General features: G+C 36.2%; 11 protein-coding genes and 1 pseudogene. 1 reads left to right on the top strand and 11 read right to left on the bottom strand.

What is annotated here, in order from left to right; genetic code table 11:
• Positions 1 to 75: 75 nt before the first annotated feature.
• Positions 76 to 2532 (bottom strand): DNA topoisomerase IV subunit A, encoded by a 2457-nt coding sequence (gene parC / locus G7Y65_RS06995; protein WP_137600765.1) that lies wholly within the window; start codon positions 2530 to 2532, stop codon positions 76 to 78.
• 6 nt (positions 2533 to 2538) lie between these two features.
• Positions 2539 to 4566: a DNA topoisomerase IV subunit B gene (gene parE / locus G7Y65_RS06990; RefSeq protein WP_042492504.1), complete on the bottom strand. Its 2028-nt coding sequence runs from the start codon at positions 4564 to 4566 to the stop codon at positions 2539 to 2541.
• Positions 4567 to 4760: 194 nt separating this feature from the next.
• Between parE and plsY the strand changes: the two genes are divergently transcribed.
• Positions 4761 to 5384, top strand: coding sequence for a glycerol-3-phosphate 1-O-acyltransferase PlsY (plsY, locus tag G7Y65_RS06985; protein WP_042492501.1), 624 nt, complete (start codon positions 4761 to 4763; stop codon positions 5382 to 5384).
• Positions 5385 to 5477: 93 nt separating this feature from the next.
• Here the strand turns inward: plsY and G7Y65_RS06980 are convergent, their stop codons facing one another.
• From G7Y65_RS06980 to G7Y65_RS06940, 9 genes and pseudogenes are all read right to left on the bottom strand, one after another.
• Positions 5478 to 6359: an aldose 1-epimerase family protein gene (locus G7Y65_RS06980; RefSeq protein ID WP_042492500.1), complete on the bottom strand. Its 882-nt coding sequence runs from the start codon at positions 6357 to 6359 to the stop codon at positions 5478 to 5480.
• 79 nt (positions 6360 to 6438) lie between these two features.
• Positions 6439 to 7365, bottom strand: a complete 927-nt coding sequence (gene xerC / locus G7Y65_RS06975; RefSeq protein ID WP_165314754.1) for a tyrosine recombinase XerC — start codon at positions 7363 to 7365, stop codon at positions 6439 to 6441.
• A gap of 11 nt (positions 7366 to 7376) precedes the next feature.
• Positions 7377 to 9527, bottom strand: a complete 2151-nt coding sequence (gene topA / locus G7Y65_RS06970) for a type I DNA topoisomerase (RefSeq protein WP_042492497.1) — start codon at positions 9525 to 9527, stop codon at positions 7377 to 7379.
• Positions 9528 to 9650: 123 nt separating this feature from the next.
• Positions 9651 to 10435 (bottom strand): annotated as a pseudogene (dprA, locus tag G7Y65_RS06965) (DNA-processing protein DprA).
• A gap of 130 nt (positions 10436 to 10565) precedes the next feature.
• A complete protein-coding gene (gene rnhB, locus G7Y65_RS06960) occupies positions 10566 to 11333 on the bottom strand; it encodes a ribonuclease HII (RefSeq protein WP_042492492.1) in 768 nt (255 codons plus the stop codon).
• On the bottom strand, positions 11323 to 12198 hold the full coding sequence (gene ylqF, locus G7Y65_RS06955) for a ribosome biogenesis GTPase YlqF (protein ID WP_042492490.1): 876 nt from the start codon (positions 12196 to 12198) through the stop codon (positions 11323 to 11325). The genes rnhB and ylqF overlap by 11 nt, the downstream gene beginning before the upstream one ends.
• A 21-nt stretch (positions 12199 to 12219) precedes the next feature.
• Positions 12220 to 12441, bottom strand: a complete 222-nt coding sequence (locus G7Y65_RS06950) for a YozE family protein (RefSeq protein ID WP_042492488.1) — start codon at positions 12439 to 12441, stop codon at positions 12220 to 12222.
• Entirely contained in the window at positions 12438 to 13055 is a 618-nt protein-coding gene (locus G7Y65_RS06945; protein ID WP_081839285.1) for a YpmS family protein, read from the bottom strand. Before G7Y65_RS06945 ends, G7Y65_RS06950 begins: the two co-directional genes overlap by 4 nt.
• Entirely contained in the window at positions 13042 to 13926 is an 885-nt protein-coding gene (locus tag G7Y65_RS06940; RefSeq protein ID WP_150189644.1) for a GDSL-type esterase/lipase family protein, read from the bottom strand. The genes G7Y65_RS06945 and G7Y65_RS06940 overlap by 14 nt, the downstream gene beginning before the upstream one ends.
• Positions 13927 to 13995 lie beyond the last annotated feature (69 nt).

Raw genomic sequence — 13995 nt, 5'->3', positions numbered from 1 at the left:
GATAATTCTCCAATTCATTATTTTTTATCATGTTAATCATACACCATTTTTTACGTTTTGAACCATAGAAATGTATTAATATACCTTCGTAACATCATATAACTGCATCGCCACAGGTTGACCAGCAGTCGATATATCAATAATAAAACTACCGTTGCTATATCGTTGACTTAAATTATGGTCAGTTGGTATCACATCAAACTGCTTGCCACGGGTTGTATAAATCGATAATGGTTTTGGTGAATGTTGATCAACTACTTGCGTTGCAATAATTTCATGTGAATCTTTTTTCAATTCACGCATCATTAGTACGCCCTTACGAGCGCGACTTGTAACTGGTATTTCAGTAACTGCCATCCACTTAAAGGCACCGCGATGCGTAATCACTGCTAATGCTTGGTCGTCCGTTACAGATGCCATGCTAATAATTTCATCACCATTCGCCAAGTTCATAGACTTAACACCAGTTGTTCGATTACCAGATAATGGTACTTCTGCTAAATCGTAACGTAATCCCATTGCCTTACGAGATACCAAAACCACTGTACGGTTAGCATTATCACCCAATTGCAATTTTTCTAACCCGATAATAGTTGCTGAACTCACTTTTAATTTCATAAAAATCATACTACGTTTTTTATAAGTACTACGTGGTATAAGATCGGCAAATTTAAATTGTTTGATATAACCATCACTCGTTGCCGTTAACCAAGTACCAACCAACTTATCAATATCGGACACAACTTCAACATGGATAACTTCTTCATCAGGTAAGTACCCATTAATTGATTGTGATAAATGTTCACCGGCTTCTTTCCATTTAAATTCTGGTAATTCATGGATTGGCCGATAAATAACATGGCCCTTATTTGTAAACATAAAAATATGTTGTAGCGTATTAACATGATCAACAAAAACAGTACTGTCATCCTCACGTAACCCATTATCATCCCCAGATGCTTTATGTGAACGTAGTGATGATCGTTTAACATAACCCATTTTTGATACTAATACTGCAACATCTTCGTCCGCAACCGTTACCGTTGCATCATATTTTAGTTCTTGCACATCAGCCTGAATTTCCGTCAAACGCGGTGTACTATAATTTTTCTTAATTAGTTTCAATTCTTGACGCAATTCCTGACGCAAAACCTTAGGATCAGAAAGAATAGCATTAAAATGTTCAATCTTCTTTGATAATTCTTCAAATTCAGCTTGTAGTTGTGTGACATCAGTATTCGTCAAACGATACAATTGCAGTGTCACGATAGCTTCTGCTTGGGCTAACGTAAAATCAAATTGATCAACCAAATTTTGTTTAGCATCTTTGCGATCCTTTGACCCGCGAATTGTCGTAATCACCTCGTCCAAAATTGAAAGTGCTTTAATTAATCCAGTAACAATATGTTGACGTTCTTGTGCTTTGCGTAAATCATAGCTCGTCCGTTTTGTAATAATATCAACTTGATGATCCAAAAATGCTTCAAGAGCTGTCTTTAAACCAACCCGTTCTGGTCTAAGATTATGAATTGCAACCATATTAAAATTATACGTAACTTGCAAATCAGTCTTTTTTAACAAATAAGCTAGAATGCCGTTTACGTTTGCATCTTTGCTTAATTCAATAGCAATTGATAATCCATCACGATCAGACTCATCACGTACTTCAACGATTCCTGCCACGTCCTTATTCAATCGGATTTCATCAATCTTTTTAACTAGGCTCGCTTTATTTACTTCATAAGGAATTTCACTAACCTGAATTTGTGACTTACCACCCTTTAGCTTAAGGATTTCAGTTTTTGAACGAACGACAATTCGACCACGACCATTTTTGTAAGCCGCCTTAATACCATCAACACCTTGAATAATACCACCCGTTGGAAAGTCTGGACCTTTTACGAAGCCCATCAAATCATCTAGACTGGCTTTAGGGTGTGCTAGTAAATAAATTAAAGCATCAATAACTTCGCCTAAATTATGTGGTGGAATATCGGTTGCATATCCCGCTGAAATACCAGTAGCCCCATTCACTAACAAATTAGGAAAATGAGCTGGCAATACTGTAGGCTCATACTCCGTATCATCAAAGTTAAGAACCATATCAACAGTTTCTTTATCAAGATCTCGTAACATCTCACCTGCTAGCTTTGATAAGCGGGCTTCAGTATAACGCATCGCAGCAGCAGGATCGTTATCAATCGATCCATTATTACCATGCATTTCAATTAATGGTGCACGTAATTTCCAGTCTTGCGACATACGCACCAGCGCTTCGTAAATTGATGAATCACCATGTGGGTGAAAATTACCCATCACATTTCCAACTGATTTAGCCGACTTACGAAATTGCTTATCATACGTATTACCATCTTTATTCATGGCGTACAAAATACGCCGTTGTACTGGCTTTAAACCATCACGAATGTCAGGTAATGCACGTTCTTGAATAATATATTTTGAGTATCGTCCGAAACGATCACCCATTACCGCTTCAAGGCTTAATTCTTGAATATTTCCAGATTCTGCCATTCAACTTTACTCCTTTTTGTCTTGCCAACTTTCAATAATTGGCGCCACAAATTCTTGACTTTGGGCATTTAATTCTTCAGATTGTTCCGCTTCATCAAGTAAGGTATCACCTTCCTCAACTAGGTTAAAAGCAACGTTACTTTCAATCCACTTACGACGTGGTTCAACCTTATCACCCATCAAAGTTGTAACACGCTTTTCAGCTAACATTGCATCATCGATTTTGACACGGATAAGTGTCCGCTGACTTGGATCCATTGTAGTTGCCCAAAGTTGTTCAGCGTTCATTTCACCTAGTCCCTTGAAGCGTTGCAAAGTATAACCGCGACCAATTTCTTGTTCAGCTGATGATAATTGTGCATCAGTCCAAGCGTACGCAACTTGTTGCTGCTTGCCTTTACCTCGACGCAACATGTATAACGGTGGTAAAGCAATATAAATCTTGCCAGCATCAATCAATGGGCGCATATACTTATAAAAGAATGTCAACAACAACGTTTGAATATGTGCCCCATCATCATCTGCATCAGTCATAATAATAATTTTATCGTAATGTGAATCAGCAACATTAAATTCAGGACCAACACCAGCACCAATCGTATAAATAATCGTTGCAATTTCTTCGTTTTTCATGATGTCAGCTAATTTTGCTTTTTCAGTATTCAAAACTTTACCACGTAAAGGTAAAATTGCTTGGAATTTACGGTTACGACCTTGCTTAGCAGAACCACCCGCAGAATCCCCCTCAACTAAGAACAATTCATTTTGACTAGCATTTTTTGACTGTGCAGGTGTTAATTTACCAGAGAGCAGCCGATCAGCCTTTCCCTTTTTCTTCCCCGTCCGCGCTTCATCACGGGCCTTACGGGCGGCTTCACGAGCTTCTCTAGCTCTTAGCGACTTTCGGATAAGATTTTGTGAGAATTCCCCATTCTCCATTAAATAAAAACCCAATTGTTCTGTGATGATATTGTCAACAATCGTGCGTGCTTCCGGTGTTCCCAGCTTTTCTTTTGTCTGTCCCTCAAATTGTAAGATATTTTCAGGAATTCTTAATGAAATAACTGCCGACAGTCCTTCTCGAACATCCGAACCTTCTAAATTCTTATCTTTATCTTTTAAAAGATTAACTTTACGGGCATACTCATTAAATGCCTTTGTCCAAGCTGCACGTAATCCAGCCTCATGAGTACCACCATCAGGCGTTCGTACATTATTAACAAACGACATCATTGTTTCTGAAAAGCCATCATTATATTGTGCCGCTACTTCAACTTCAACACCTTGCGCTGTACCATCAAAATACATGGTATCACCCAGCGTGTCTTTATCTTCGTTTAAATAAGATACAAATGCCTTAATGCCTTCAGAGTAGTGGTAAACTTCACTTTGCTCCTGACCTGGTCTCTCATCAGTTAACGTAATTTTAACATCACGTAACAAGAATGCTGATTCGCGTAACCGCTCGGCTAAAGTATTAAAATTATAAATTGTTGTTGAAAAAATTGTAGGATCTGGTTTGAACGTTACTGTTGTTCCAGACTTTTCTTTTGTTTTACCTATCTTTTTAAGTGTCCCATCTGGGTGACCACCATTAATAAAGTGTTCTTGGTACTTAGCACCATCACGTACAATTGTAACCATTAAATCACTTGATAATGCATTAACAACTGAAGAGCCCACACCATGCAGTCCCCCGGACGTTTTATAACCACCTTGACCAAACTTACCACCAGCATGTAAAACAGTCAGTATGACTTCCGGAGTCGGTTTTCCGGAAGCGTGCATGCCAACCGGCATACCACGTCCATGATCAACAACCGTAATGGCATTATTTTCATGAATCGTAACATTAATCTCATCACCATACCCAGCTAATGCCTCATCAACTGCGTTATCAAAGATTTCATACACTAGATGGTGCAGACCTTTACCATCTGTCGAACCAATATACATCCCCGGTCGTTTTCGAACAGCTTCAAGCCCTTCTAAAACTGTAATGGAATCATCCGAATAATCATTTTTCTTTACCATGGATGTTTTCCTTTCATTTATGTTACTTGCGTTTTAACGCGTTTCAAATTTCATAATATCTCAAAACTAACCCTTGACGCAACACTATTAAAAAAATTTAAAGTTCCAAGGTTGAGAAACATGCTAAAATAGATAAGGTTTTGTGATAGATTATAAACATACAAGTATTAAAAAACATATAAGGAGCTATCGTTGTGACGATTTTTCATTTTATCATTAGTTTTGGGTTAGCCTATTTATTAGGGTCTATTCCTTCAGGATATTGGATTGGTAAAATTTTTTTCAAAAAAGATATTTTACAATTAGGATCTGGTAACATTGGCACTACTAATACTTTTCGTACTTTAGGTGTCATACCTGGCACAATGGTTTTAATTATTGATTTATGCAAAGGTATTTTAGGTGCTTCAATGGCAACTATTTGGGGTTCTACGCCACATTGGGCATATATGGTTGTTGGCTTAGGCGCTATTTTAGGTCATACTTTTTCATTTTGGATTGGTTTTAAAGGTGGTAAGGCAGTAGCAACATCAGTAGGTGTCCTCTTATTATACAGCCCATCAATGTTTGCTGCCGCTGTTATTACGTTTTTATTGTCTATTCTATTAACAAGTATGGTATCTATCGGGTCAATGCTTGGTTTTACCATTGTTACGGTACTATCTGCATTTTGGTTAAATGATTGGTTATTAACAACCATTGCTTTTATATTAACCATTTTCGTATTTTATCGTCACCGTGGTAATATTAATCGTATTTTGCACGGTACTGAATCAAAAGTTCCTTTTGGCTTCGGTTATTGGTTTTCAAAAAAATAATATATAAAAACTCTCCCATATAATATGGGAGAGTTTTTTTCCAATAATATTTTTACCATCATCTAATCAAACAATAGCAATGTCCTTTTTGCGCTAAAAGAATGACAATGAGTATGAACCGGTAAATGTTTGAGCCGGTGCCAATTCATTAATACCATATTTATGATTAATGATACCATCAGCATCCACCGTGTCTGCAACACCCCACCATGGTTCTAAACAAACAAAAGGCGCCTCTTTACCATAAGGTGTCCAAATCCCTACGTATTGTGCATCTTGAATGTGCATCGTCACCCCATTTGATTCTCCTAATCTAGCTAAAACAACAGATACAGGATTACCATCTAAGCGTAAAATAATCGCATCATTTTTATAATCATCACGACGTAATCTTAATGGAATTGATGAATTAAAAGTTGTATCTAAATTGTTATCTAGGTATGGGCCAACCAATTTCGAACGATTGTAAATACGATTAGGCTCAACATTGACATAGTAGTCTGTAAATTTTTCATTTTCTGCTAACGGCACTCTAAATCCTGGATGACCACCAACAGAAAAGTAAATTTCATGTGAATCCGTATTAGTTACCACATAAGTCACACCTAAAGTATCTTGATCAGTTAAACGATAAATAACATCAAATTGAAAATGAAATGGATAAATCGAATGTGTCTCTTCCGTATCAACCAATCGCAAGCGCGCATAAGTTGCTGTTTTTTCTACTAAATCAAACTCATTATCTCGAGCAAACCCATGTTGCGTCATAAAATAAGTCTTATCTCGATATTTGTAACGATCCCCTTTAAGACGACCAACAATTGGAAATAAGTTAGGCGCATGTCTTCCCCAAAAATTAGGATCTGCCGTCCACATATACTCTAATCCAGATTCCCGATTCGTAACACTAGTTAATTCTGCCCCTAACTCAGAAATAATAACACTAATGTTTTCATTTTCTAATTTTACTGACATAAGCCCCTCCAAAGTTTCAATAACGTTATATTAATAATACCAAACAAAATTGGTCTTTACCAATTTTATCATTGTAAAATTACTCTGAAGCTCTAGGAAAAAAATTACGATAACTTTGCTGTAACGCATCAGTTGTGACATGGGTATATATCTGCGTTGTACTTAAACTACTATGTCCCAGTAATTGTTGTACCGTCCTTAAGTCAGCCTGATTGTTTAACAAGTCAGTTGCGAATGTGTGACGAAACATGTGAGCAGTAACATCTTGTGTTAAACCAGCCTTTTTACCAATCTGCTTTAAGATATACTCCACACCAGCGGTTGTCAAAGGGTTCCCCCGTTGATTCAAAAATAAATAGTCATTTGGTAATTTTTGTTTTTGGGCCAATAAAGGTCGACTTGCTGTTAGGTACTGTTCTAGAGCGTCTAATGCATAATGACCAAAAGGCACAATTCGCATCTTATTCCCTTTTCCGGTAATTGTGACTACTTGGGCACGTTGATCAACAGACTGGCGAGTCATATTGACAATTTCTGAAACACGGGCACCAGTTCCATACAACATTTCCAGCAACAACCAATTACGAATACCTAGAATGGAGTGGTCAGCGAGCACAACATCAAACATACTATTTAATTCTTTTTGATAAAAATAACGTGGTAAATGTTTACCAAATTTTTGGAGAGTAATTCCCACAAATGGATTATCATTCACTAATTCATTATTAATTAAAAAGCGATAAAAACTCCGTAACGAACTTACTTTACGAGCAATCGTTCTGGCGTCATCACCTTTTTCATAAAGTTCAGATAAAAACACCCGGACATCAAACGTTGTAATTTTATTTAAGTCAATTTCTTGATTAGTTTGCGTTTTAGCCAAAAAACTCAAGAATTCTGTCATATCACTCTTATAAGCCTTTTGTGTTTCAACAGAATACTGTCTTTCAATACGTAAATAATCTAAAAAAAGTTGTTTAACATTTTTCGTGTCTTTTACATCCATTATTGTCTCCTTTAATCAGAAGATTCAACTGTATTTACCTGGTCCTCTTTGTTTGTTTGCTCTGCGTTATCTTCCTTAGGTGTTGTACCATCAGGTAATGTTTTTTCATTTGGCTTATCCCAAGAAACAAAATCACATTCAGGATAACGTGAACAACCATAAAATGTACGACCACGCTTAGTTTTACGTTCAACAATTTGGCCAGTTTTACACTTAGGGCATAGCAATCCAATTTCTTCCACAATTGTTTGTGTATTCCGACAATCCGGGAAACGTGAACAAGCATGGAATTTACCATAGCGTCCTAGTTTTGTTAACATTGGAGCACCACAAATTTCGCAATCATAGCCAGCTAATTCATCCTTTAGAACTACCTTCTCCATTTCTTTTTCAGCTACTTCTAATTCTTTAGAAAATGGCGTAAAGAAATCATCAACAACTTTTACCCAATCTTTTTTACCAGATTCAACATTATCCAAATCTGTTTCAACCTGGGCAGTAAACTTTATATTCGTCACATCAGGGAAAAATTCTTGTACAGTATTTTGAACTAATTCACCTAGTTCAGTTGGGACAAATTTTTTTGTATCTAATCGTACATAAGCTCTACGTTGAATAGTTTCAATTGTTGCTGCATACGTTGAAGGACGGCCCACACCATTCTCTTCTAAAGCTCTGACTAATGTTGCTTCAGTATAACGAGCAGGTGGTTGTGTGAAATGCTGTTCAGGTGACATTGTGACCATGTCCAATACATCACCTATCTCAAGTGCTGGTAACTTATTATCTTTACTCTTAGCAGCAGGATATGCCTTTGTAAAACCTGCAAACTTTGTCTGTGAACCATTCGCTTTAAAAGTAACACCATTTTGTTCAATTGTAACTGCCATTGTTTCCAACACTTCTGGTGTCATTTGACTAGCCACAAAACGGGACCAAATTAGTTGATATAATTTAAACTGATCATTTGTTAATTTATCCTTCACTGATGCTGGTGTTCTAAAAACTGAAGTTGGCCGAATTGCTTCGTGCGCGTCCTGAGATCCTTCTTGTTTTTTGCCTTGTACAGGCTTGGCCGCCACAAATTTTTCACCGTACTCATCATTAATGAATGTGGTTGCTTCTGATTTTGCAGTTTCTGATAAACGAGTTGAATCTGTACGCATATATGTAATTAATCCAACCGTGCCGTTTTTACCACCTAAATTAATTCCTTCATATAGTTGTTGTGCGGCCATCATTGTTTTACGTGTTTTAAAATTTAATTGCGTATTAGCTGTTTGTTGCATCGTTGATGTTGTAAACGGTGGTTGCGGATTTCGTTTACGCTCCTTAGTCACCAAATTGACAACATCAAATGGTTTCGTTTTATCAATTTTCTTTAAAACATCCTGGACAGCATCATTATCAGGCAACGTCATTTTTTTATTATCAAGGCCATAGAACGTCGATTTAAATTTAGTGCGGCCTTTTTTAAACATAGTGTCTAATGACCAGTACTCGTCTGGTTCAAAACTTTGAATTTCCTGTTCGCGTTTAATTACTAATCCTAATGCAATTGACTGTACACGACCTGCTGACAATCCTTTTTTAACTTTCTTCCATAATATAGGTGACAACGAATAACCAACCAGTCTATCTAAAATACGACGAGCTTGTTGTGCGTCCACTAAATCCATATCAATTTGTCGCGGATGTTTAAATGCATCTTTAACGGCATCTTTGGTAATCTCATTAAAAACGACGCGATTATCACTATCTTCCAAATTTAAATCTAAAATGTGCGCTAAATGCCACGCAATGGCTTCGCCTTCACGGTCCGGGTCGGAAGCCAAATACACATGTTTAGATGCCTTTGCATCCTTTTTCAAGGATTTAATGACATCCCCTTTACCTCGAATGTTAATATACTTTGGTTGATAATCATTTTCAATATCTACTCCCATCGTTGATTTTGGTAAATCCCGAATATGACCAATACTTGCAACAACTTTATAACTTTTACCTAAGTATTTTTCAATTGTTTTCGCTTTAGATGGTGATTCAACAATAACTAAATTTTTTTTAACTTTCGCTTTACTTTTCGCACGAGTTTTCGTTTTAGTTGTCGTTTTCTTCACCGCACGCGCCTTTTTTTCTTTAACAGCAGTTTGTGAAACCATTTGCGTGCACCTCTTTTCTTATAATTTATTTTTATTTTAATTAGTCTTTATACCTAACAATATTGTACTATACACTATCAACCTGAGATTTGCCAAATGCTCGTTGCTTAAAATCTAACCTAATTAATAAAAATTTTTAAATTCTAATACAATTTGTTGTGGAACTAAAATAGGCGTAGCACCAGCTAAAATTAATGCATTAGTGCCTTTAGAGGTTTGCTCATCAATTCGACCTGGTACAGCCATTACGGTTCTGTTCTGGTCCAAAGCTTGCATCGCTGTTATCAAAGAACCTGAACGTTTTTTAGCTTCAATCACGATACAAACATGGCTTAAACCTGCAATAATACGATTACGCTCAGGAAAATTTTTTCGGTTAGGTCCTGCCATGGCAAATATTCAGATAATAACAATCCGTTAACAGCAACTTTTTCTTGTAACAAATCATCACGTTTTGGATAGGTACAACCAAGGCCTGTTCCAATAATACCGATTGTTTTGCCACCTGCAGCTAATGTCGTACGATGCGTTAATTCATCAATACCTAACGCTAACCCCGAGACAGTTATTAACCCTGATTTTACCAGATAAGGTATCCATGCACGTAATATTTTTTTACCGTAGTTTGTTGCTTGACGAGCACCAACAATTGCAACCAACGGCTGTTGTAATAGTTCTAAATCACCTTGATAAAATAAACAGATAGGTGCGTCTATACAATACAATAAATATTTTGGATACTGACTGTCGCATATTGCAATAAAAGGACATTGTTTAATCGATTGAAATTGTCTTTGCCAAACCTTTTTCCGATACCAATCATAAATATATTGCTTTTTTTCTTGATTAAGACGGCTCAATTGTAAAACTAATTTGATATTAATGTTAGTCAGTTTATTTTTATCCATATATTGCCAGATACGATAACGTCCTTTAATAGTCAAACATGGTACTAACATTAACCACAATAAAAAATCACGTTGTTTCATCTAACATCCTCCTACTATAAAAGAGACGTGTGACAACGTGATTTGTGTACTATTTCAAATGCTTTTTAACTGGTGAAAAAGTTTTTCGATGAATAGGTGTTACCCCTAATTTTGCTAAACCAGCTAGATGTTCAGCAGTTCCATACCCTGCATTATGTTCAAACCCATAGCCAGGATACTGCACAGCAAATTCCTTCATTAATGCGTCGCGATAATTTTTAGCTAAAATAGAAGCTGCCCCAATAGAAATACTCCGGTCATCACCCTTAATTAACTTTTCTTGTGGTAATGGTAAGTCAACAGTCATCGCATCAATTAACAAACCATCTATAGGTACATGTAAAGCTTCAATCGCTTGACGCATAGCAATTCGTGAAGCTTCATAGATGTTTAAGGAATCAATTTGTTCTGCATCAACAATACCAAATGCAAAATCAACAACCTTTTCTCGTAATTCTTGATCTAATTTCAAACGTGTTTTTTCAGTTAATTGTTTAGAATCATGCACAATCGTCATATCAAATGATTCATCAATAACAACTGCAGCAGCAACAACGGGGCCAGCTAATGGACCTCGACCAACTTCATCAACACCGGCTAAATGAGCGCCTTGCTGCCAAGCTTGTTTTTCAAATATTAAGCGTTTTTCAAATGCTTGCTGTTGATGCTGTTTTTTTTCTTGTTGTTTATCATATTGCATTAACAACTTTTGCACACCAATCCGCTGGTCTTGTCGCCAACGTACCAACTCATCTGCAGTCGGTTTACTATTTAATAGTTTTTTTATTGAACCAATTGTTTCTTTATTATGACTCATCAACTACTTCACCAATATTATCGCTAGGTAATTCAAGGGTATAACGACCTAATTTGCCTCGTCTCAAATCAAGTAACATCCGTTCAGCCGCACGATTGTAATCATCTTTAAATCCCAGTTTTTGTGTAATGGTTAATAACACATCGACATCTGATTGCGTTTCCCAAATGTCTTTATTTAAATGATACCGTGTCGTAATCGCTTCTGGGTTATATTCCCTAAAGAATTTTAAAACAGCTAGTGCAATATCATCCAAATTAATTAATTGATCTTTGATAGCTCCAGTCATCGCTAAATGTTGCCCAACTCTTTGATCAACAAACTTAGGCCATAATACTCCTGGCGTATCTAACAATTCTAAATTAGTTGGCGTTTTTAACCATTGTAATTTTTTAGTAACCCCTGGGCGATCCCCCGTAATAGCAACGTTTTTTGTTACCAAATGATTTAATAGTGTCGACTTTCCAACATTAGGAATACCCGCTACTAAGGCACGAATTGCCTTATCTTGCACACCCTTTTCTGCTAAATTGGCCCATTTATCTGCCAAAACTAAGCGCGCTGCTTTGGTGATTATTTGCGGTGTTTTATGGCCACGAGTATCTAAAGACACAACTGATAGCCCTTGTGATTCAAAATAAGCACGCCAAATGCTTGTTCTTTCTGGATCAGCCAAATCTGTTTTAGTCATTACAATTAATCGTGGCTTATCACCTAAGACTTCATCTAATTCTGGATTTCGTGATGATAATGGGATTCGGGCATCTACTAACTCAAACACAATATCCACGTGCTTTAAATTTTCGCGCATCAATCGAAAAGCTTTCGCCATGTGTCCTGGAAACCATTGTATAATTTGAGACATATTAAACTCCTCTATTTGTCATTATGATTCTGATATTAAATATTGTGACCATGCCTGATCAAAAATAGACATACTGTGCAAATACGTCGCATTTTCTTCTAAATATCGTGATACGAAGTCAAAATCATCTGTGTGCTTAGGAAACTGAGTATCATAAAATGCTGCATTAGCAAAATTTTCAACTTCGTCACTTGTCACTGGATTTCGTTGTGTCATTAACCATTGAAAAAATGAACGTCTCATTTATCTGAAAAACCTCCTTTAAATACAAATTTATCGTTTTTGGGATCAATTTGAACGGCTTTAACACGTACACCTTGTACTTTTGGTGCTTTACCTAGATCAATCAATAAGGTTTGCTTATGCGAGTCGAGTATCAACCACTTGGGTAAATCAACCTTTTTGCCAAAATAATTCACAATAAATTTTACTGGTAACGATAATTGACCAACAGCAACTGAATCAGCATGTAATAAAATACCACCATTTTTGGTTACTTCTGGCGTCATTTGCATACCAAAATCAACAGACTGGCCGAATAAACGATACGTCCCGTAAACCATCATGCCTTGTTTTTGCATTTCAAAACGAAATTGTTTACGTAATGACGGATCTGCATTGATATACTTTTCAACTAAAGCATTTAATTCTTTACGACTAATGCTAACTTCAAATGAAGCTTGTCCAATTTCTGGCCTCGTGTCTGTTACATGCTTATGACTTTGTGGCATCAACATTAAAGCAATGCTAATCATAACCAATACTAACAATGTTCCTAAAATACCTTTAAAAACGCCCTGCCTACGTGCCGTTTTAATAAGTACGTCGGCATTTGACCGCATATTATTTTTTGTCATTTATTTTTAACCATTCCTGTTTAGTAGCTGCCATTTTTTTAGCTAACAAAGCGCTCATTTTATCATAACCAATATCATTTGGGTGATAATGATCTTGTGTTGTTATGTAATGATTACGTTCGTTTTGAGTTTTTGCTTGCAACGTTTTTGTAACCATACTATTGTTTAGTGACCCTCGATTAGCTAGCTTAGCAGATGTTCGTAATTTTTCACGTTCTATTTTCGTTGTATATTGGCCGTACGTTAATGTTTTAAAAGTTGAAACATAATAAACCTGTTTATCAGCTGATGCTAAATTAGCATTAATATCATTATAAATCTTAACATCTGCATTTAAATCATCACGATTAGCTAAGTAAACATACAGCGGATTATAATTACCAAATAAATAAATAGGTGCATTTTTATTTTGCTTTTCGATAAATTTAACTAAAGACATCAAATTTTCAGTATAATTTGGCATTGCTTGCGCAACATACTTTGTAACATCTTGTTCAGACTTAGAAAAAATAGCTTTGAATAATGTCTGCTGCAAATCATTACCACCAACAGTCAACGTAATAACATCTGCCTTTTGTAGTTGTTTAATCGCCTTTGGATTAGTCTTAATTCGTTTTAAAATTTGGTCAGACCGATCGCCAGCTTTACCATAATTAGCAGTTTTAACTTTAACATCGTATTTATCAGCAATAATTTGTGCTGTTCTTTTTGTATAACCTTGTTGTGCAGTAGTATCACCTACTCCTTCTGTTAAAGAATCGCCTACTGCAATAAAATTAATTGTTTTTTTATCAGCTGCATGAATGACGCCTGTATTGAATAAAAACACAGCACACATGGCTATTAAACATTGCATCATTTTTTTATACATATCAGCAACTCCTCTCTGAACAAGATAACCTAGTGTATTATTTTACCATATTTACCAAGACACGAAAAA

Source organism: Weissella sagaensis (genome assembly GCF_010306265.1).
Taxonomy (GTDB): Bacteria; Bacillota; Bacilli; order Lactobacillales; family Lactobacillaceae; genus Weissella; species Weissella sagaensis.
The sequence above is the reverse complement of the archived record's forward strand: the minus strand, read 5'-3'. Positions and strand labels throughout refer to the sequence as shown.